The sequence below is a fragment of the Acinetobacter genomosp. 33YU genome, assembly GCF_001990725.1.
GTDB classification, from domain to species: domain Bacteria; phylum Pseudomonadota; class Gammaproteobacteria; order Pseudomonadales; family Moraxellaceae; genus Acinetobacter; species Acinetobacter seifertii.
Genome location: NZ_LFZQ01000018.1, coordinates 1 through 21828 on the forward strand (window position 1 = coordinate 1; position 21828 = coordinate 21828).

General features: G+C 38.8%; 19 protein-coding genes and 4 pseudogenes. 12 read left to right on the forward strand and 11 right to left on the reverse strand.

Annotated elements, in window-relative coordinates:
* Positions 1 to 127: 127 nt before the first annotated feature.
* On the reverse strand, positions 128 to 1327 hold the full coding sequence (locus tag AC056_RS18300) for a tyrosine-type recombinase/integrase (protein WP_077164422.1): 1200 nt from the start codon (positions 1325 to 1327) through the stop codon (positions 128 to 130).
* 299 nt (positions 1328 to 1626) lie between these two features.
* Between AC056_RS18300 and AC056_RS18305 the strand changes: the two genes are divergently transcribed.
* Positions 1627 to 2058 carry a PPC domain-containing protein gene (locus tag AC056_RS18305; RefSeq protein ID WP_005134223.1) on the forward strand — a complete coding sequence of 144 codons (432 nt, stop codon included), beginning with the start codon at positions 1627 to 1629 and terminating at the stop codon, positions 2056 to 2058.
* 410 nt (positions 2059 to 2468) lie between these two features.
* Here AC056_RS18305 and AC056_RS18310 read toward each other — a convergent pair whose 3' ends face one another.
* Positions 2469 to 3107, reverse strand: a complete 639-nt coding sequence (locus tag AC056_RS18310; RefSeq protein WP_005134221.1) for a glutathione S-transferase family protein — start codon at positions 3105 to 3107, stop codon at positions 2469 to 2471.
* Positions 3108 to 3123: 16 nt separating this feature from the next.
* On the reverse strand, positions 3124 to 4146 hold the full coding sequence (locus AC056_RS18315; protein WP_017386622.1) for an NADP-dependent oxidoreductase: 1023 nt from the start codon (positions 4144 to 4146) through the stop codon (positions 3124 to 3126).
* A 139-nt stretch (positions 4147 to 4285) separates the two neighbouring features.
* Here AC056_RS18315 and AC056_RS18320 point away from each other — a divergent pair, with 139 nt between their 5' ends.
* A complete protein-coding gene (locus AC056_RS18320) occupies positions 4286 to 4894 on the forward strand; it encodes a TetR/AcrR family transcriptional regulator (RefSeq protein ID WP_017386623.1) in 609 nt (202 codons plus the stop codon).
* A 104-nt stretch (positions 4895 to 4998) separates the two neighbouring features.
* Positions 4999 to 5229 (forward strand): hypothetical protein, encoded by a 231-nt coding sequence (locus tag AC056_RS18325; RefSeq protein ID WP_004796107.1) that lies wholly within the window; start codon positions 4999 to 5001, stop codon positions 5227 to 5229.
* 83 nt (positions 5230 to 5312) lie between these two features.
* Here the strand turns inward: AC056_RS18325 and AC056_RS18330 are convergent, their stop codons facing one another.
* The 3 genes from AC056_RS18330 to AC056_RS18340 form a co-directional block, all read right to left on the reverse strand.
* Entirely contained in the window at positions 5313 to 6440 is a 1128-nt protein-coding gene (locus AC056_RS18330; protein WP_005071529.1) for an alkene reductase, read from the reverse strand.
* 201 nt (positions 6441 to 6641) lie between these two features.
* A complete protein-coding gene (locus AC056_RS18335) occupies positions 6642 to 7319 on the reverse strand; it encodes a type 1 glutamine amidotransferase domain-containing protein (RefSeq protein WP_000697981.1) in 678 nt (225 codons plus the stop codon).
* 90 nt (positions 7320 to 7409) lie between these two features.
* A complete protein-coding gene (locus tag AC056_RS18340) occupies positions 7410 to 8567 on the reverse strand; it encodes an iron-containing alcohol dehydrogenase (protein ID WP_000931664.1) in 1158 nt (385 codons plus the stop codon).
* A gap of 183 nt (positions 8568 to 8750) precedes the next feature.
* Here AC056_RS18340 and AC056_RS20090 point away from each other — a divergent pair.
* Positions 8751 to 9080, forward strand: a pseudogene (locus AC056_RS20090) (IS3 family transposase); the annotation flags it as partial.
* 73 nt (positions 9081 to 9153) lie between these two features.
* Here the strand turns inward: AC056_RS20090 and AC056_RS18350 are convergent.
* The 4 genes from AC056_RS18350 to AC056_RS18365 form a co-directional block, all read right to left on the reverse strand.
* Entirely contained in the window at positions 9154 to 9468 is a 315-nt protein-coding gene (locus AC056_RS18350; RefSeq protein WP_017386625.1) for a putative quinol monooxygenase, read from the reverse strand.
* A 334-nt stretch (positions 9469 to 9802) separates the two neighbouring features.
* A complete protein-coding gene (gene fghA / locus AC056_RS18355; protein WP_000402511.1) occupies positions 9803 to 10633 on the reverse strand; it encodes an S-formylglutathione hydrolase in 831 nt (276 codons plus the stop codon).
* Between the two features lie 228 nt (positions 10634 to 10861).
* Positions 10862 to 11974, reverse strand: a complete 1113-nt coding sequence (locus AC056_RS18360; RefSeq protein ID WP_007393395.1) for an S-(hydroxymethyl)glutathione dehydrogenase/class III alcohol dehydrogenase — start codon at positions 11972 to 11974, stop codon at positions 10862 to 10864.
* Between the two features lie 21 nt (positions 11975 to 11995).
* Entirely contained in the window at positions 11996 to 12271 is a 276-nt protein-coding gene (locus tag AC056_RS18365; RefSeq protein ID WP_001133624.1) for a metal/formaldehyde-sensitive transcriptional repressor, read from the reverse strand.
* A gap of 89 nt (positions 12272 to 12360) precedes the next feature.
* On the opposite strand from AC056_RS18365, the pseudogene AC056_RS18370 reads away from it, so the two are divergent.
* The 8 genes and pseudogenes from AC056_RS18370 to AC056_RS18410 form a co-directional block, all read left to right on the forward strand.
* Positions 12361 to 12930: pseudogene (locus tag AC056_RS18370) on the forward strand (DDE-type integrase/transposase/recombinase); the annotation flags it as partial.
* A gap of 175 nt (positions 12931 to 13105) precedes the next feature.
* On the forward strand, positions 13106 to 14065 hold the full coding sequence (locus AC056_RS18375) for a GlxA family transcriptional regulator (RefSeq protein WP_004832906.1): 960 nt from the start codon (positions 13106 to 13108) through the stop codon (positions 14063 to 14065).
* Positions 14066 to 14180: 115 nt separating this feature from the next.
* The gene (locus AC056_RS18380; protein ID WP_004832908.1) at positions 14181 to 15419 is read left to right on the forward strand and encodes a M24 family metallopeptidase; all 1239 of its coding nucleotides are present in this window, start codon (positions 14181 to 14183) and stop codon (positions 15417 to 15419) included.
* A 56-nt stretch (positions 15420 to 15475) separates the two neighbouring features.
* Positions 15476 to 16768 (forward strand): MFS transporter, encoded by a 1293-nt coding sequence (locus tag AC056_RS18385; RefSeq protein WP_004832916.1) that lies wholly within the window; start codon positions 15476 to 15478, stop codon positions 16766 to 16768.
* A 12-nt stretch (positions 16769 to 16780) separates the two neighbouring features.
* Complete coding sequence (gene yddG, locus AC056_RS18390) at positions 16781 to 17695, forward strand: aromatic amino acid DMT transporter YddG (protein WP_002126624.1); 915 nt, start codon at positions 16781 to 16783, stop codon at positions 17693 to 17695.
* 195 nt (positions 17696 to 17890) lie between these two features.
* Positions 17891 to 18579: pseudogene (locus tag AC056_RS18400) on the forward strand (IS5 family transposase).
* 493 nt (positions 18580 to 19072) lie between these two features.
* Positions 19073 to 20068, forward strand: coding sequence for a zinc-dependent alcohol dehydrogenase family protein (locus tag AC056_RS18405; RefSeq protein WP_002126629.1), 996 nt, complete (start codon positions 19073 to 19075; stop codon positions 20066 to 20068).
* A complete protein-coding gene (locus AC056_RS18410; protein WP_077164423.1) occupies positions 20058 to 21074 on the forward strand; it encodes a zinc-dependent alcohol dehydrogenase family protein in 1017 nt (338 codons plus the stop codon). Before AC056_RS18405 ends, AC056_RS18410 begins: the two co-directional genes overlap by 11 nt.
* A gap of 49 nt (positions 21075 to 21123) precedes the next feature.
* Here AC056_RS18410 and AC056_RS18415 read toward each other — a convergent pair.
* A pseudogene (locus AC056_RS18415) lies at positions 21124 to 21807 on the reverse strand (substrate binding domain-containing protein); the annotation flags it as partial.
* Positions 21808 to 21828 lie beyond the last annotated feature (21 nt).

A 21828-nucleotide genomic window follows, 5' to 3' on the forward strand; every position in this document is an offset into this window, starting at 1 on the left:
CACAAAATAATTTACAGGCTCCAACATACCCATTATCTTCAGCTGACCATTTAACACGGTAAGTATATTGTTTACTATCCATTTAACACCCCATCATGTTTTAAGTTTATGTATAAAAGTACGATTTTCACTTACTAGTACTTAAATAATCACCCCACCACTGCATCATTTCAGTCCGTTGAGCTAAATAGTCAGCGTGATTATAGCTGGCACGGGTACGGTTCTTATCAATATGTGAAAGTTGTGCCTCAATCCAATTATCTTGGAACAAACCTGAGTCATTCAAAATGGTACTAAAAGTAGAACGTAATCCATGAGAAGATAGTTGATGTTTGCCATACCCCATCTTACGTATGGCCATATTTAGAGTATTAAAATGAATCGGTTGATTGTGTTTGCGAGGGCTAGCAAAAAGGTATTTTTCACCGTATGACCACTGCATGACGTCTTTCAAAATCTCTAAAGCCTGATTTGAAAGTGGAACTAAAAAATCTGGAATCTCATGGCCTAATATAACTTTTCGTCGAAACTGTTTAATATGCAAGGCAGGTATTTTCCAGATTTTTTCATTTAAATCAAAATGATGAGGCTCAGCCAATAACAATTCGGCCCCTCTCACGCCAGTATGTAATTTGAACATCAGTGCTTTTTTAATAATGGGATGGGCATCCAATTTTTGTAATTTTTTCTTAAAATCAGATATTTCCTCCGCTTTCAAATACGGATAATTTTTCTTGATTTTGCTGTTAATGGTGATTTTATTTAAACCATGAGCGATGTTGAACTCACAATAACCCATCGCTACAGCGTAGTCATAAATTTGGTTCAAATAACTACAAGCTTTTTTGACAGGTTCTTTTACTTGGCGTCCCTCTATTTTTTTGATTACTGAAACCAGGTCATAGCGCTTGATGTTTTGAAAAGGTAAATCCTGAAGGTCTGGATAAATATCTTGCTGTAAGCATCTTTCTGCTAACTGTAGTACACCACAGCGGGGTAGATCGTTGAAGGCATTCTTCAGTTTGAACTGTAACCACTCCTCCCCGACCTTACCAAAGGTGATAAGATTAGAGGCAGTATCATGTTCAAAACAGAAATTATTGTCTTTAAAGTCATCTCTGACTTGTCGTGCCTTTTTCAGCGATAAATCAGGATAAAGACCTAACTGAATGCGTCGACGTTTTTTAGTTTGTGGATCTGTATAGCGATAGCACCAAGATTTTCTTCCACTCGGCTCAATCTTCAGGCTAAGCCCATCTTCATCGGATAAAAAACAGGTTTTTTCCTTGCAATGAGCTTGGCGAACTTTAATATCAGTAAGACTCATGGAATTTAAATGAAACCTAATAAGGGGTTGATTGGATCAATTATATCAAAATAGAACGCTTTATATATGATGCGTATGATACGCATCACATATTTTTATAAGTATCTGTTAAATAAAGTTTATATCTAGATTGGCTATTCCTTAGTGACCAAATAATTAACCATTGATTTCGCAAGTCTTAAATTAGCATTTGAAGTGCAACTCTATGTTATGACTATTCACAGTTCTGTTCCATGATTCATGGTTACTTATTACTTATGTTACTATGTCAGGGGCGATACAAGAATTAAGGTAACCTTATGAAAATAGCGAATACGAAATTACTAGCTGGTGCTTTTATGGCCCTAACTTTAACTATGCTTAGCCCAGCCGTACTTGCAAATGATAACAATGATATACGAAAGACTGTTGTAGTTAAGTTTGCAAAAAAAGCTTACTCTGCAAATTATTACGGAAGGATAGAGGGATACAAGTATGATTCCTACAAATTTTATGCTAAAAAAGGGCAAAAGTTAAAAGTGAAGTTGACTGGAGGAAATGTTGAAGCTTACTTATGGGGTAATCAATTAAAAGACTCCATCAATATTGGAGAATATTCTCCAGAGCTTGATGATAATGGTATTTATATTTTACCTGCTTCAGGTGAGTATGAAATTAGAGTATTACAACCTAGATCACAGGCAAGAAGAGATAAAAAACCTCAATACTGGATGAGTATTAACATTAAATAAAGACTTGCTAGATTCTTTTAAGCTTTTATACGAGGGTTCAAAAACTATTGCCAGTTAAGCGGGGCGTGATTTTTACGCATATGTGTTTATGTTATTAAAATGATATAGATTACTTGTTTAATACCCCAAGGAATAATTTAATCTTGCTGTGCGTTAGTCACTTTTCTTTCAAAAGTTGATTATATCTTTCAACGTAACCGTCGTGATATTCAAGCCCTTTTGATAGGAATTTGCAGTGAAAGAATAGGCGAAACTTGTCTTAAATAATGGTAATTCCTTATCTTTAAAATAGAGAACGCCCGATGAAATTCATTAGGCGTTTACTTTAAATAAGTGTCAGCTTATTTTATAATCATATGTACTTGTCAATCATGATTCTTTTTCTCAATTGCGTTAAAAAAACAATTTTGCTATTTTTGACTTTTCACACCATTTTGTTCAATTTGTACTGCGACTTGCCAGCTAGGTAGTTGGCTTAAACCTGCTACATAACGTTGGATATGGGGATAATTTTCACCTTGTCCCATATGATAAATTAAAGCATGTAGTCCAAAGCCCATCATAAAGTCAGCACCGGTTAAACGGTCTGCCACTAGAAATTCTTTATCTTTTAAATATTCATTTAAATGGCCAAATACCTTATCGAACTCAACTTGAGTATAATTTTCTAGAAATACCAACTTCGTGCCTTGCTTGGTTTCTATCGCATTAAACGTTTTTAACAAAAATGGCAGCATGGCAGAGCTTTCTGAGAAATGAATCCACTGTAGATAATCGACATAGGTAGGTTCATCCATATCTGGTGCTAAATGCGGCGCAAGTTTCTGAATTAATAACTCAACGATTGCGCCTGACTCTGCAATAACTTTGCCATCCCATTCCAATACTGGAGATTTCCCTAAAGGATGGATGGTTTTTAAAGATTCAGGGGCCAAATGCGTGCTTGAGTCACGATAATAGCGTTTCAGCTCATAGGGCTGCTTGATTTCTTCAAGTAACCATAAAATGCGAAAAGAACGTGATTGATCTAAATGATGTAGTGTAATCATAATAATTCCTATTTTTTCAAATTTTTACAACCACTTTGCCAAAGTTTTCGCCTTTTAACATACCATTGAAAGCATTGATCGTGTTATCTAAACCTTGCACCATATGCTCTTTATATTTGATTTTTCCGTCTTTCAACCAGTCAGACATTTGCTGATTGAATTCCGGATACTGACTGCCATAATCATCAAAAATAATAAAGCCTTGCATGCGAATACGCTTTTTTAAAAGGGTGGAAATAAAGCCCGGTAAACGGTCTGGCCCTTGTGCTTGCTCGGTAGCGTTATACTGGGAAACCACACCACACACCGGTACACGTGCCGCAGAGTTAAGCAATGGCCATACCGCATCAAACACTTTACCCCCTACATTCTCATAATAAATATCAATACCGGTGGGAACTGCTTGTTGTAATTGTTCTGCAAAATTTTCATCATGATGATTGATACAAGCATCGAAGCCGAGTTCTTCTACTGCATAACGGCATTTTTCAGCCCCACCTGCGACGCCAACCACGCGACAACCTTTAATTTTGCCAATCTGTCCAACCGTAGCACCCACAGGTCCCATTGCAGCTGCAACGACTAAAGTTTCACCGGCTTTAGGCTGACCAATGTCCAACAACCCCATATAAGCAGTAAATCCTGGCATTCCCAAAATACCCAATGCCCAAGATGGATGTTCAGGTTGCATACCTAAGCTTTGACAGGCAGACCCATTAGAAATTGCGTAGCCCTGCCAGCCATTTCCGGAAAGAACCCACTCGCCTTCTTTGAATTTTGGGTTTTTAAAGGCCATCACTTGACTGACTGTTCCACCGACCATCACTTCGCCAATTTCAACCGGTGCTGCATATGAAGGAGCATCACTCATGCGACCACGCATATAAGGATCGAGTGACAAGTAAATGGTTTTTAACAATATCTCGCCTTGTTTAAGTTCATTGAGTTCAACTTGCTCAATACGAAAATCGCTGTGTTTTGGCTCACCCACTGGCCGTTTAGCTAAAACGATGCGTTGATTAATAACTGTTTCACACATATAACTCCATGTTTTATTTGGAAGTATTTCTCTTCACAATCAAAAATTATGATTAAAATTTCTTTACATCCATTGTAGAGGAGTTATAATAAAAAACAATACGACTGGTCTATTTTTTATAATAGAGTAAATAATTAATATGAAGCCTAATCCTATTAAAAAGTCTGAAGCGAAGCGCTTACACATTCTTAACACCAGTTCAGACCTGATTTTGCATAAAGGTTTTACTGGTGTAGGATTACAGGAAATTTTACAGAGCTGTGAGATCCCCAAAGGCTCATTTTATCATTATTTCCAATCCAAGGAAGCTTTCGGATGTGAATTGGTACAGCATTATGTGGATAATTACCAAGTCTGTTTAAATGATGTATGGCGTAGCGATAAATCTCCTTATCAAAAGCTGATTGAGTATTTTAATTTATGGATAGAAGATCCTGAAACACAGTGTGGTTGGGCGGATAGTTGTTTAATTGTGAAACTTGCCGCAGAAGTTGCCGATCTATCTGAAGATATGCGCTCCATTATGTCCGCTGGCGTGGATGATGTAATCGAGCGTATTGCTGGTTTAATTGATTTGGGAAAACAGGATCAGTCTATCCAAGCAGATACTGAGGCCTCGACTTTGGCACAAGTACTTTACCAAATGTGGTTAGGTGCAGCATTATTGAGTAAGTTGCAAAAAGATAAAACACCATTACATCAAGCTCTGAGAGCAACTAAATTTCTATTAAAAAGTGAAGTTTCTTAAAAATTAGATTAAATATCAATTACATAATTAATGACAGCAGCCCAATGATTACTTATTAATGTGTTGTTATTAGATCAATTTACAATCCATGAGTATAGCGCACAATGAATTCTCCTTCTAAAGCCCTCATGACTCGTATTTTAGTCGGATATTTAGGCTTATATCCCACACTATTACTGGTACTCACTTTATTAAAGCCAATTACTCATCATCAAAGTTTCCCGATGATGGTGTTGATTGAAGTCATAGTATTAGTGCCAGTAACGCAACTGATTTCTTTCCCACTGGCAGGTTGGCTCATTACACGGCTAAAAAATTTTAAGAATTTGTTTTAAGAAGAAATTGTGCTGGCAACAGCAATCCTAAGTCGTTATTTTGCCAACCACAAAGGTTGGCAAAATAACTCATTAAGTCAATATTAATCTGCGTAAGCTGGATAATCAATATAGCCTTTTTCCGTCCCACCATACATAGTGCTTGCATCTACTGCATTCAATGGCCAGCCATTGGCGATACGATCGGGTAAATCTGGATTCGCAATAAATGGGCGTCCAAATGCAATTAAATCGGCCAGACCTGCCTCTAAAATTCGAGTCCCTCTTTCTGCCGTATATCGACCTGCATAAATAATCCGACCACTGAAAGTGTCTCTGACATCTTTACGAAAATCATGAGGAAGTTCTGGTGCATTATCCCAATCAGCTTCTGCAATAGATAAATAGGCAATCCCAACTTCTTCAAGTATCTTTATTGCCTCAATATAAGTGACATGTGGATCATCTTCAACCAACCCCATGTAAACACGATCTTCCTCTGTACTTTCAAATAGCGGGGCAAAACGCACTCCTAAACGATCTGCACCAACCACCTCAGCAACTGCCTCTACTACTTCACGTAAAAAACGCAAACGATTGTTTAGTGATCCACCATATTCATCTTCACGATGGTTACTATGTGCAGAGATAAATTGGTTCACCAAATAACCATTTGCACAATGAATTTCAACTCCATCAAAACCAGCAGCCAAGGCATTACGCGCTGCTTGAGCATAGAGTTGCACTAATTCTTTAACTTCTGCATTGCTTAAAGCACGTGGCATTGAAGGATCAGCCAAGGCCCCCGCATTGGGCCCGGTCTCAATAAAGACTTTAACATTACTATCAGCCCTAATAGCCGAAGGCGCGACCGGTGATGCATGATCGGGTTGCAAAGATGTATGTGAAACACGCCCAACATGCCAAAGTTGTGCAAAAATAATGCCTCCTTTAGCATGCACTGCTTCCGTCACTTTACACCATCCAGCAATCTGTTCAGGGCTGTAAATACCGGGAGTCCAAGCATAGCCTTGACCACGTGGCTCGATTTGCGTACCTTCGGTGACCATAAATCCTGCCCCGGCACGCTGTTGATAATAGGTTGCCATCAGTTCATTTGGAATATTCCCTGGCTGAGTACTGCGCGACCGCGTTAATGGTGGCAATACAATACGGTTTTGCAAAACATAAGGGCCTAAGCTTAAGTTTTGAAAAAGTTTGCTGGCTTTCATTTTATTGTATCCAAGTCATCATGGCTTAATTGATCTAAATTAAAAAATAACCTTCCTTCCTGTATATAGAAAAATAAAGGAAGGAAAGCTATTCACTCAGGCCCGTCACCATTAAGTGAGGGTTATTTTGCTTATTGCGCCAGTTGCTCAGAGTCAGAAGTTTATTCGCTGCTAAGCACCACAACAAACACTAGCTACTCTTTATTTCAACAATTGAAGTAATGCTGTAGCGGTTGCAGCAGAAGATGCTGGATTTTGTCCAGTAACCAGCAAGCCATCTACTTGAACATATACTTGCCAATCATCCACTTTAGAATAATGACCACCGTTTTCTTTAAGCATGTCTTCAACTAAAAATGGTACAATTTCGGTCAAACCTACAGCGGCCTCCTCAGTATTGGTGAAACCAGTCACTAATTTACCGCTAACTAAAGGCGCTCCATTACTCGCTTTCACATGACGAAGAACACCTGGGGCATGACACACTGCTGCAACAGGTTTGCCAGACTGAATCGCCTGTTCAATCAGAGAAATTGAAATCGGATCTTCTGCTAAATCCCACAATGGGCCATGTCCGCCTGGATAAAACACTGCATCATAATCAGTTACAGAGATTTCGCTAAGTTTATGCGTCTGTGCCAATGCTTGCATTGCAGTTGGATCAGCTTCAAAACGATGAGTGGTTTCAGTTTGTGCTTCTGCTAAATTACTTTTCGGATCTAGTGGTGGCTGCCCACCTTGAGGTGACGCCAGCGTAACTTCAGCACCAGAGTCAATAAAGGTGTAATACGGTGCAGCAAGTTCTTCTAGCCAGAAACCTGTTTTCTTACCAGTATTGCCAAGTTGATCATGTGAGGTTAAAACGATTAAAATTTTCATGTTATTTTTCCGATAATTTTCAGGATTTAGGAGCATTGTTGCATGATCACTTGCCGTGTGGCGTGAGCATGCCAGATACGCGCATTTAGCTTAGATGCTCGTCGCGAGAATTTGGCGACTGATCTCTAATGAAACAGTTTTATGTTCGCCTAGCTGTGTAAGATTGTGTGATTTAAGTTGCGTAATGATGATCTCAATATCTGTCTCCACCAGTCCATAATCGCTAAGACGAGTCGGCAATCCAAGTTGCTCAAAGAAGGCTCGAGTACGAGCAATAACAGTATCAATACGTTGTTCTTCATCACCTTCGACAATCTGCCAGACACGAGCTGCATACTGTAGTAATTTTTCTCGCTTCTCTTGACGACGCACTTGTAGATTGGCCGGAAACACAATGGCCAAGGTACGAGCATGATCAATACCATGTAAAGCCGTGAGCTCATGTCCAATCAAATGGGTTGACCAATCTTGTGGTACACCAGCTCCAATTAGCCCATTCAGTGCCATGCTAGCAGCCCACATCAAATTCGCACGCGTGTCATAATCTGCTGAATCGTCCAAGATTTTCGGTCCAATCTCAATCAGAGTTTGCAATAGACCTTCGGCAAAACGATCTTGTACTTGTGCATTGACAGGGTAAGTTAAGTACTGTTCCATGACATGAATAAATGCATCGACCACGCCATTTGCTAACTGGCGCGTCGGCAAGCTAAAAGTTTTATTCGGATCGAGTACGGAAAATTGCGGAAAAACATGGGGACTGCTAAATGACAATTTGGCTTGGGTCGATTTTCTGGTGACTACCCCACCGCTATTCATTTCTGAACCAGTTGCCGGAAGGGTGAGTACACTCGCAAAAGGCAAAGCTTGAGTAATTTTAGTACCATGGGTTTCTAAAATCTCCCATGTATCCCCTGTATAATTGACTGCTGCTGCAATAAATTTAGTACCATCAATTACCGATCCACCACCGACAGCCATCAAGAAATCAATCTTTTGTTCACGAATCAGCTCTACGGCTTTCATGAGGGTTTCATAACTCGGATTCGGCTCAATTCCGCCAAATTCATGAATTTCTCTTGCACCTAATGCTTCACGCACTTCAGCTAAAGTACCATTCTTACGTGCACTTTCACCACCAAACAACATTAACACTTTTGCTTCTGTAGGCACATAGTCATTGATTTTAGCTATTGTATCGCCACCAAAAATAATACGGGTCGGATTATAAAAGTTAAAATTCAGCATATTTTTATCCTAGGATAATCAGTTAATTGATTTGAAAAACCACCGTTATTTATCAAATAAACTTTAAAAAATTGGGCAACACTGCGGCTTTTGACTACACCATGTGCTAACTATACATAAAAATAGACCAGTCGTCTATTTTTATAAATATTATTTCAGCTTGCCGACTTTAGTTATGGTTAAACAAATTCAGGCTTGTTCTATACCACTTTTATTATTGATGTATTTTCACGAGCGATTGTTGGATGGAAGGTATCAACACGTATGACTACTGACATGGTCGTGAACGCATTGGCTAAAACAGTGAATGACTCATACAAAATAGCGATGATTAAATATTTTAAAAGCAGATTGGCACGGTTTAGCAGATGTACAAATGCGACAGTAAATTAAATAGATTGGTTCAATATAAAGCATGTAAATAGTTGCATTCGTTTATTTACCCTGTTTTGGATATTGACCCATGTAAATGATGAGATTAAGCCATTAAATAAAGTAGCCCAACTTGAATAAAAAGACTCCGACAAACCTCACAGGGTTGAAGTGCTGCCTTTCATTCGAAATTTCAGGCAGCACCCTCATACATTTAAGCATCAGTATGAGCTGGTAGTTTACTCGCCAAAACATCTACTTTTTCAATAGACGGCGGCTCTGAAAATAGCTCTTCAGCCTGAGCCATCAAAGCAGCTGCAACCTTGCCAGATAAATGTGCTTGGCGACCCGCCTCATCAGGAAATGCATCAAAAATACCAAATGTTGTAGGTCCAAGACGTAGGCCAAACCACGCAACTGTCGCAGGTTCTTCCATTACAATAGGTAAACCGGCTTTAAGGAAAGCTTCCACTTCGTCTTCTTTACCCGGTTTAGCTTCAAGACGGACATATAAAGCTGTTTTAAGCATGACTAAAACTCCACAATTGATTAGAATTAAAACTAATTCTGACATTGCTAATGTATGAATTTCAGAAAGTTTTGTTGTATAAAAGTTAAAAAAATTCCCATAGCTGAGCCAAAATCTGGGTTTTTATTTCGACATAATGCTATGAATTTATTCAAGTTAATATCATTAACATTTGAATCAAAAAAATTAAGATATGAGATGATTCAATTCAATCTTATTTATATAAGGATCAATTGACTCTACCTTAGATTTATAAGCTGACCTCTTCATCTGGAAATTATATTGCTCAAGAAGCATTCAAGAACAACATTGTACATCCTCATATCTATGAAAGTTATTTAGCTAGGAATTTGCTGTGAAACTCTATATGTTTCTCTATAAAGCTCGCAATGAAGTAATAGCTATGGTCATACCCTTCTCTTAGGTTAAGTGTAAGAGGATATTCTTGTTCCAAACAAATATTACTAAGAAGCTTAGGCCTTAACTGTTCTTCAAGAAAATCATCAGCTGTTCCCTGATCGACTAAAATAGGTAAATGAACTTCAGCGTTTTTGATTAATTCAATCGCATCATAGCTTTTCCATAAAGTTTCGGTTTCACCTAGGTAGTGTGTAAAAGCCTTTTTCCCCCAAGGTACTTGGCTAGGTGCAACAATTGGTGCAAAAGCAGAAATACTTTTATACAGCTCAGGATTTTTTAACCCAATTACTAATGCACCATGACCACCCATGCTATGCCCCATAATGCTTTGGACTTGATTGGTCGGAAAATTCAGGTCAATCAGATTTCTCAGCTCTTCCACAATATAATCATACATTTTGAAATGCTGTGACCAGGGTGCTTGTGTTGCATTCACATAGAATCCTGCGCCTTGGCCTAAATCATAATCTGCATGATCTGGTACATCTTCTCCACGTGGGCTGGTATCTGGTGCAACAATAATGACTTTATGTTCAGCCGCATACTTTTGTGCTCCGGCTTTAGTAATAAAGTTCTGTTCGTTGCAAGTCAGTCCTGATAACCAATATAAAACTGGCAACCGCTCATCTTTGTCATGAGGTGGCAGATATATTGAGAATTTCATTGAACAGTTTAATGCTATTGACTGATGGCGATACACTTCTTGCGACCCACCAAAAGAAGCATGTTTCTCAATTATTTCCATAATCAATTACCTATGTTGAGCAAGACTTCATGAGAAATCAAGTAAACAAAGAGTCTGACATTCTCCACACAGAATAGTGATAAAGAATTAAAATGTAGGCAGGTTTATTGAACCTATACACGATGCCTACACAGATAGATCTGTTTTACAGTTGATGTGCCGTTTTAGAGGATTCCATGCATGTCATTCATGATGCACATGCATGGAAAAGTATAAGGTTTGTCGCAATTATTCGTAATGAATTACAGTACGAATTGACTTACCTTCATGCATTAGATCAAAGGCTTCATTGATCTGATCCAAGCCCATCGTATGTGTCACAAATGGTTCTAATTGAATTTTACCTTTCATGGCATCTTCAACCATTCCTGGAAGTTGCGTACGACCTTTTACGCCACCAAAGGCAGAACCTAGCCATTTACGACCAGTAACCAGTTGGAATGGACGGGTAGAGATTTCCTGACCTGCGCCAGCAACACCAATAATTACGGATTGTCCCCAGCCACGGTGTGCACTTTCAAGGGCTGAGCGCATCACATTCACGTTACCAATACATTCAAATGAATGATCTACACCCCAGCCAGTCATTTCGACAATTACTTGCTGGATTGGTTTATCGTAATCTTTAGGGTTCAAGAAGTCCGTTGCACCAAACTCTTTTGCCAGCGCAAATTTATCAGGATTCATGTCAACCACAATAATACGCCCTGCTTTAGCTTGACGTGCGGCTTGTACGACTGCCAAACCAATACCACCTAAACCAAAAACCGCAACACTATCACCTTCTTGTACTTTAGCCGTGTTGTGTACTGCACCGATACCCGTTGTTACCCCACAACCCAATAAGCATACATGTTCATGATTGGCTTCAGGATTGATTTTAGCCAATGATACTTCTGCCACTACCGTGTATTCACTGAACGTTGAGCAGCCCATATAATGGTAAATCGGTTGACCATTGTAAGAAAAACGAGTGGTACCATCTGGCATTACGCCTCTACCTTGAGTTTCGCGAACGGCAATACACAAGTTCGATTTTCCAGATTTACAGAATACGCACTCGCCACATTCAGCGGTGTAAAGTGGAATTACATGATCACCTGGTTTGACACTAGTCACGCCTTCACCAACCTCAACCACAACGCCAGCACCTTCATGCCCGAGAATAGCCGGAAAAACGCCTTCAGGATCATCGCCAGACAAAGTGAATGCATCTGTATGACACACACCGGTATGGGAGATCTTGATTAATACTTCACCTTTCTTCGGTGGTGCAACATCAACTTCAACAATTTGAAGAGGTTGACCAGGACCAAACGCAACAGCAGCACGTGACTTCATGGAATAACTCCTTATACAGGTCTATTTTAAATATGATTTTAGAATCTTGGCGATTTCAGCCAGTTCTTCTTTTCGTTGTTGTTCTGTGGTTTCACCTGATACTAAAGTGTCCTTTAAATGAACCTCCAACATCTCATTCATTAAACCATTAATAGCACCACGCACAGAGCATATTTGTTGCAGAATTGCACCACATTCCACATTGTCTTCTAACGCTTTTTCAATCGCTTGCGTCTGACCTTTGATCTTTCTGACGCGTAGAAGAATCTTTTTTTTGTCTTCAACCTGATTAGGCATCAGACCTCCTTATTTGCTAGTATTAATACTATAGTGCCCTATAGTATAAAAAAGAACAATATTTTTTTATAAATCGAAAAGGCTTTGTACGAGATGACCAAAAACGGGCAGTTGGCTTGGTGAACCGTAATTTTAGTACTGATCATCCTGACCCTTGCGAAGCAGTGCTTCTTGTATGTCAGGTCGCAGACTTCAGCTATATTCAAACAAATTCAGGCTAGGTCTATACCGCCCTTATTATTGACGTGTTCTCACGCGCAATTGTTGGATGGAAAGTATCAACACGGATGAATACAGATATGGTGCTTGATGCACTGGAGCAAGTATTACGTGACCGATGTATGCCAAAGAATGTAATTCATGATTTAAATAGAGGTGTGCAATATCTTTCTATTCGTTATCCTGTTAGAGGCAGCAAATTTAGGAGCATCAGTCGGTACAACTGGTGATTCCTATGATAATGCTTTGGCTGAAACGGTGAATGGCTTATACAAAACTGAGGTGATTGACTATTGAAAAGCAGATGTACAACTTGCGATATTAAATTGGGTAGATTGGTTCAATAAAAAGCGTGTACACAGTGCATTGGTTATGTATCGCCTTTTGATTTTGAAACAAAGTATTATGATAAAATTAACCCGTTAGTTCAGGTGGCCTAACTTAAATAAAAAGTCTCCTACAAACCCAGTATGGTTCACTCTGCTATCAAAGGCTTTATGCAACAAAGCCTCATGGAAATAAAGACAAAAGTGACTTTTAAATCTGAAAAAATCAAAATTGTGGTCTCAAAATTGCTTTATAAAAGTATTGAAAAAAGTGAAGAACATTAAATTTATGTTACAAAACTCTAAGCGTATTGGTTTTTTATTACTCGATAACTTTTCAATGATTGCTTTCTCAAACATGGTTGAAGTCTTACGTATGGCTAATTATGTTACAGAAGACAATTTATACCAATGGAATGTAACGGGTTTAGATGGTCATCATAGCTGCGCAAGCAATGGTCTTCAAATACAACATACCTGTGTTTGGTCACATTTACTGAACATGGATATAGTTTTTATTTGTGGTGGTTTTCAACTTTATAAAAATATGACAGTACGCTTAAAGAATTTTTTATATAGGTTGGATCAACAAAAAATTGCTTTAGGTGGTTTATGTACAGGCGCTTATGTATTAGCGAAAGCCAATCTACTAAATGGCTTTCGTGCTAGCCTTCATTGGGAAAATAGCTTAGCGGCACAAGAAGAGTTTCCATTAGTACAGTTTACCCCACATATTTTTACCATTGATGCGAACCGTTTTACCTGTTCTGGTGGGCTTGCAGCGATTGATTTAGGCTTGGCACTTGTTGAAATACACTATCCAAATATTGCTAAAAGAATCTGTGAGCAATTTATTGTTCATCAAGTGCGTGAGAGCAATGAAATTCAACATCAACCTATTGCTGAACATAAGAAAAAACTTGATTTTCAGATTCAAGAAGTATTGCGCTTAATGGAAAATAATATTAATGAGCCTTTAACTATTGCTGAAATTGCACAGCATGTAAAAATTCAACCGCGTACTTTAGAGCGCTTGTTTAAAATGAGTCTACAATTGGCTCCAAAAGAATATTATTTAAAACTAAGACTCACCTATGCACAGAATCTACTTAAACAGTCTACGTTAAACATTTCAAATATTGCTTTGGCATGTGGTTTTTGTAATGTATCTAGTTTTACTAAAGCCTATAAAGCTTTTTTTAACTATTCCCCCAAATTTGAACGTAACATTCTGGATTTTGCTCATTAGTGTTTTTTAGTCTTGTCGGTTTTTGACAACTTTTTGACGCTTTTAGCAAAAATCCCTATTCATATTCTGCATAAGCTTAGCTCATTGATTACATTACATTGATCTAGGAAAATATATGAATACTTTAGTAAATAATTTTGCTGCTTCACAACTACCATCATTATTAACCATTGAAAATGGTGAAAAAGTTTCTGCAACATTTTCATTATCTGAGTATCAAAATAGACAGAGCAAGTTACGCCAACTAATGGAAGAGCTAGAAATTGATCATATTCTATTTAGTTCAATCCATAACATTAACTATTATGCAGACTTTATTTATTGTTCATTTGGGCGCTTCTACGGTCTGGTGGTTAGCCCAGAAAAAGTGGTGACAATTTCAGCAAATATTGATGCTGGGCAACCTTGGCGTCGTACGATTGGCGACTATAACGTAGTTTATACTGACTGGCAGCGTGATAACTATTTTAAAGCGGTTGCACAAGAAATTCCAAATAAAGGCCGTGTAGGAATTGAGTTTGATCATTTACCTTTAGAACGTTTAAACAAGTTAAAAGCAGTTTTACCGAATGTGCAGTTTGTGGATATTAGTTCCGCATGCATGAAGCTACGCATGATTAAATCTGCTGAAGAAATTGCACATATCACCCAAGGTGCTGCAGTATGTGATATTGGTGGTTTTGCAGTGACTGCAGCAATTCGTGAAGGTGTGCCAGAGCATGAAGTGGCTTTAGCCTCTACTCAATCCATGGTACGTGAAATTGCCAAACGTTTTCCAAACTCTGAACTCATGGATACGTGGACTTGGTTTCAATCAGGCATTAATACGGATGGTGCACATAATCCTGTTACAACCCGCCAAGTCCAAAAAGGTGATATTTTAAGTTTAAACTGCTTTTCTATGATTGCTGGCTATTATATAGCTTTAGAGCGTACACAGTTCTTTGATCACTGTGATGATGCTTCATTACGAATTTGGGAGGCGAATGTCAAGGTGCATGAAGCTGGCTTAAAACTCATTCGCCCAGGTGCACGTTGCAGTGATATTGCTAAAGAGTTAAATGAAATTTTCTATGAAGAAGGTTTATTGCAGTACCGCACATTTGGTTATGGACATTCCTTTGGTGTGTTATCACATTATTACGGTCGTGAAGCCGGTTTAGAATTACGTGAAGATATTGATACGGTGATAGAACCAGGCATGGTGATTTCAATGGAACCTATGATTATGATTCCGCAAGGAATGGCTGGGGCTGGTGGTTACCGTGAACATGATATCTTGGTCGTTACAGAATCAGGAAATGAAAATATTACCAAATTCCCATATGGTCCAGAACATAACATTATCAAATAAAAGATTTTAAATAGGCACTCTGAAAATGAGTGCCTATTTAATTAGGAGTAAATAGAATGAAAAACAATCATCAAATAGAGCAAAAAAATACTTTAAGACGTGTTGCTAGCGCCAGCTTTATTGGTAATTTTGTGGAGTGGTTTGATTATGCTGCATATGGTTTTTTGGCAACAGTTATTGCAGTGGTTTTTTTCCCGAAAAGTGACTCTTTAACAGCATTAATGGCTACATATGCGATCTTTGCAATTTCATTTATTTTTCGTCCATTAGGCGGTATTTTTTGGGGGCATGTTGGGGATAAATTTGGTCGAAAAAATGCACTATCGTGGTCGATTATATTAATGACACTGGCTACGGTATGTATTGCACTGTTACCAAGTTATCAAAGTATCGGTATTTTTGCACCGATTATGTTATTAATATTCCGGATGATCCAAGGCTTATCCGCTTCAGGTGAATATGCTGGTGCAGCAAATTTTCTTGCAGAATACGCCCCTAAGGGAAAAAGAGGACTTTATACCAGTTTAGTTCCTGCAAGTACTGCAACGGGTTTACTACTCGGCTCTTTAATGGCAGCGGCGATGTTCGCTTTCATGTCAGAGGCGTTTTTACACGAATATGGTTGGAGAATTCCATTTTTATTGGCAGCACCAATAGGTTTAATCGGGTATTATATCCGTGTAAAGTTAGAAGAAACCCCAGAGTTTTTAGAACATCAAAAAAATAGCAACAAAGAAATTTTTCCAATCAAAGCCTTATTTACTCAGTATCAACCAGCACTTTTTAAAGCATTTGCAGTTGCATCTTTAAATGCCACCGCCTTCTATCTTATTTTTAGTTATATGCCAAATTATTTAGCTACAGAGTTAGGTGTAAATAAATCCAAAGCCTTTATATCAGGGTCAATTTCATTGCTATTTTATATTGCTGTAGTTTTTGTGATGGGCAAATATTCAGATCGAATTGGACGTAAGAAAATGTTGCTTTGGGCAGGTCTAAGCTTTATCGTACTGACTGTACCCTTGTTCTACTTACTTTCAACTGCCAGTTTTATTGAAATGGTGATCATTCAGCTCGTGTTCTGCACATTATTAGCAATGAACGATGGGAGCTTACCTGCATATTTAACAGAACAATTCCCTATACAAGTGCGCTATACCGGTTTTGCCTTTAGTTTTAATACTGCTAATGCACTATTAGGTGGAACAGTTCCTTTCGTTGCAACCTGGTTAATTCAACAAACAGCTAATACCTTAGCACCTAGTATCTTATTAGTTATAGTTGCAATTTTTGCAAGTATAGCTTTATTAGAAAGGAAATCACATCATTTAATCAATGCTAAGGCTTAATAGGAATAGGTTATGCTTTTAAATGCTCTCCCTACACTCAATAGAAATATATCTACTTTAATTGGTCTTACAGCCGTCATATTTTGGAGTACAAATGTAGGCTTAATGCGTAGTGTCAGTGAGAGCTTTGGAGCTGTAGCTGGTGCTGCTCTAATTTACAGTGTCGCATCCATGATTTTAGTTTTCATGGTTGGTATGCCTAAGTTTTCTACCATCCCAAAATCCTATTTATGGTGGGGAAGCCTTTTATTTGTTGCTTATGAATTATGTTTTGCCCTTTCTATTGGCTATGCGCAAAACAGTAGACAAGCAATCGAAGTTGGCATGATTAATTATCTATGGCCAACATTTACTCTACTATTCGCAATTATTTTTAACAACGTTAAGGCCAATATTTTAATTATTCCTGGCTGCATATTCGCTTTAGTTGGAATTTGTTGGGTACTAGGAGGAGATACTGGATTTGATTTTTTTCAGATATTTACTAATTTAAAAGCTAATCCTCTTAGTTATGGTTTAGCTTTTGCTGCTGCTATTTTGTGGGCTGCATATTGTTCTGTGACAGTAAAAACATCTCAGGGTAAAAATCTAGTCACTATATTTTTTGCCTTGACTGGAGTTGTACTATGGATCAAATACCTTCTCATGAGTGGGTCAGCTCTTAATTTTACTTATGACAATACACTCACTCTGATTATGGCAGCTGGTGCTTTAGGTTTGGGATATGGTGCTTGGAATATTGGAATTATTTCAGGGAACATGACGTTAATGGCTGGAGCTTCTTATTTTATTCCCGTGTTATCAGCTTTGTTTGCGGCATTAATTCTAAGTACGTCCTTATCTTTTATCTTTTGGCAAGGTGTTGCAATGGTGACAGCAGGAGCAGTTTTGTGTTGGTTAGCGACTCGAAAGAAACAAATTATTTAGAGTTATACTAAAATTAACATACTAGACTTTAAGCGAAGTCAAGATATTGAAACTGTTTATCTATTAAGGCGTGTCCTCATTTGAAAAATTGATTTTAAAGATTTAAAAGAATGATTTAACCTCTTTTTATTTGTATATTTTTCAATGGCACGAACTCTACTCACCGATGATATTTGACAACAAATCCAGTCTACGATGCAATTTCATGGTTGTTATTGTTCAAAGAACAGTAGAAATATCATGGAAGCCATCTTATGGAAATTATGTACAGATGCAACATGGCGTGATTCCTGAAGAATTTTGTCCTTGGAAAACAGCATATAACCGCTTTAATCGTTGGGCGAGTAAGGGCTTGTGGGGTAAATTTTTTTAAACTATGAGGCGTATTGGATCAAGAATGGGTATTCATTGAGGGAAGCTACATACGCGCGCATCAGCATGCAAGTGGAGCTCGGCACGGTTTCAAGCGAGCAATTGGACGGTCTAGAGGTGAAAGAACCACAAAAATTCATCTTGCAACCGACGCGAATGGATTACCGATTGATTTTAAAATCACTGGAGGTGAACTCTATGACAGCCAAGTTGCGGAGCAGTTGATTGGTGAGGCAGATTATCTGATTGCAGATAAAGGTTATGATTCGGAAAAAATTAGGACATTGCCAAGAAAGCAAAATATTGTGCCGATCATCCCAATGAAATCAAATAGTAAGAGAGAAAATAAAGAATTTGATCGGTATTTATATCCTTTAAGTCATCTAGTTGAAAATGTCTTTGCGAGATTAAAACATTTCCGAGCGATAGCGACCCGATTTGATAAGCTTGCACGAAATTATCAGTCTATGATTTACATTGCTTGCATGTTAATTTGGTGCAAAGCCAAATGAGGACATGCCCTAGACATCAGACCTCCTTATTTTTTAGTTTTTATACTATAGTGCCCCATAGTATAAAAAAGCAATATTTTTTTATAAATCGAAAAATCAAAAGGGTCTTTAGCGAAAATTTTCTGTCTCTATTTTTAATTTTTTTAAATAAACATAGTAGAGCTTATGCGAAAGTCACAAAAAAATGGGAGCTAAAGCTCCCATTTTTTTTATTTTGGCTCATGTTCTTTGTAATGCTATGCTGTGACCTTTTAGAATTATGTTTCCAACTTTTAGCCAGTTTGTAGATATTTTGAACGTATCACACCTTAAAAATACTACCGATAGTTTAGATTAAAAATGCCTTTACAGACTGTACTAGACTATTTTTAGTAAGCGGATGATATTTATTATTCATTATTTAGGAATTATTAAATCCTATAAATATCATTTATTGGATTATTTTACTTTGGTACTGTGCATATCATCCCCCAGTTAAGAATAAGGAACAACTATGAATAAGATGATGAATGCTCTTATCCTAGAAAATTTTGGTGATCATGAATTTAAACGTGTAGAACTGCCTATACCTCAACCAGAGGCTGGGCAAGTTCTAGTACGTATTCATGCTAGTGGTGTAAACCCTATTGATTATAAAATTCGTCTTGGTGAAGCACCATATGCTATGCCAGAGCTTCCTGCCGTGTTGGGAACGGATATGGCTGGGGTTGTAACTGCTGTTGGTGAAGGTGTCACCCACTTCAACGTCGGAGATGAAGTTTACGGTCTGATAGGTGGCGTTCGTGGTATTCAAGGCTCTTTAGCAGAATATGTTGTAGCAGATGCTGATCTGATCGCATTAAAGCCACGGAATATCTCTATGCGCGAGGCAGCAGTACTACCATTGACATTCCTCACCGCTTGGGAAGGTTTAGTGGATAATGCGAAGGTCCAACCAGGGCAAACTGTACTGGTTCAGGGTGGTGCTGGTGGCGTTGGTTATATGGTTGTTCAGCTTGCAAAAGCACTTGATGCAAATGTTTGGGCGACTGGTCGTACAGCTGATCAATCACTGATTTCAGAACTCGGTGCAACACCTCTCGATTACACAACAGCATCTTCCGATGACATTATTGCTGCAAGCCCTGAGGGTCAAGGTTTTAACATTGTTTACGACACTGTGGGTGGTCCAGTACTCGAAGCTTCACTTTCCATGACAACTCACTATGGCCACATTACCAGCTGTGCTGCATTTGGTAATCATAATTTAGCGAGTTCATCTCTACGGTGTGCCACAGTGTCTGGCGTATTCGTCCTAATGCCGATGTTAACAGGCAATCGCCGTGCTCATCATGGTGATATCCTTAAGATCGCGACTCGTCTCGTTGAGGAAGGTAAACTGCGTCCTATTGTTGATCCTCGTCATTTTACTCTAGACCAAGCGATTGAGGCTCATGATGCTGTTCAAGATCGCTCTGCCAATATTAAGGTCGTGATTGATGTCATTTAACGCACTTCAGGCCAAGACTTGGCGCTTCAATAGTATTGGAGATACAGATGTTCTGACATTAGAAACACTTCCTGTTGCTTTACCAGCAGCAGGAGAAGTTCTAATCCAGATGAAAACGATCGGACTCAACCGGGCTGATGTAATGTTTCGGCGTGGTACTTATATTCAAAAGGCAGTATTCCCTTCTCGTCTGGGATATGAGGGAGCAGGCATAGTTCTGGCAATAGGTGAAGGTGTACGCCAATTTTCTCCAGGAGATGCAGTATCGATTCTTCCGACTGACAATCTAGCCAAATATGGGACATATGCGGACAAACTTCTGATTCCAGAAACTTTTTTAGTTCACAAACCCGATAGTTTAAGCTGGGAAGAAGCTTCTTCAATCTGGATGCAGTATTTGACGGCTTGGGGTGGTGTAATCAATGCTGGTGGAGTTTCGAAAGGAAAAACGATCTTGATCACAGCAGCTTCAAGTAGCGTAGGACTAGCTGCGATACAGATAGCTGAAGCAGCGGGTGCTAAGGTCATTGCAAGTACACAGACGATAGAGAAAAAGCAACGTTTACTGGATCTCGGTGTTAAAAATGTTATAGCCACTGAAGATGAACCAGATTTGTATGAGGCGCTTGTTTTACGTTTAGGTGGAGAACATCTTGATGTCGCCTTCGATGCTGTAGGAGGGCCTCATATTGAACAGATTGCAAAAGCGATGTCTGTAGGAGGAACTATGGTTATGCATGGTGCACTTAGCCCTGAGATCACACCATTTCCCCTTAAAGTTGCATTACGCAAGAGCTTAACCATGCGAGGTTTTTTGTTCCTTGAGGTTCTCCATGATCCTGTTCTAAGGGAGCAAGCCAGACGATTTATTCTTAGCAGTATAGGTGCAGGATATCTTCGTCCAGTGATCGACTGTTGCTTTAACTTTGAGGACATGCATGACGCTCAGTGCTATCTTGAATCAAATCAGCAAATAGGAAAAATTGTAGTTACTCTAAATACATGATGGTCTTATCTGATTTCTACTTTCTAGAAAAAAGTTAGTTCCATCTGATTCAGGTTTCTATATGGCCCAACACTTCCGCTAAGTAATCAAACAATGCTCGGATTCGCAAAGGTGTCGGGCCCCGCTGTGGACGATATAAATACAGGCGCCAAACGGGAGAGGTTTCCTTATGAAGTATCTGAATGAGCTTACCACTCCTAAGCCACGGCAAAACTAGAAATCCAGGCATGTGTCCGAATCCAACTCCAGCGAGAATAGCTTGAAATTCAGCTTCTAGATCATCTGTAATAAAACGAGGCTTTGATGGCGTGAAGCTTCGACTTTCGGTGAATGTCCATGGCCAGTAACGCCCTGTTTTATGATCGAATAGTGCTGTTAGAGGGTATTTATCAAGGTCAATAATTTTTTTAGGCATTCCGACCTTATCAATTAACTCTGGCGTACCCACAGAATAAAAGTTCACTTTAGCCAATTCCCTTGCCACATATCGATTGTCCGGCAAAAATCCAAATCTGATCCCGATATCTATCCGCTCATCGATCACATCCGAGTGTGAATCTGTTAGCACACAATCCACGACAATATCTGGATAACGTGTGGCAAATTCTGCTAGTGCGGGTACTACCAATTTGCGCCCTAACACAGACGACACAGTAAGACGGACAGTCCCATGCATTTCATCTCGTTTTTCCTTGGTGTCTTTTACAAACAAAGCATCGATCGATCCCACCGCAGAGCCTGTAAATTATTTTGT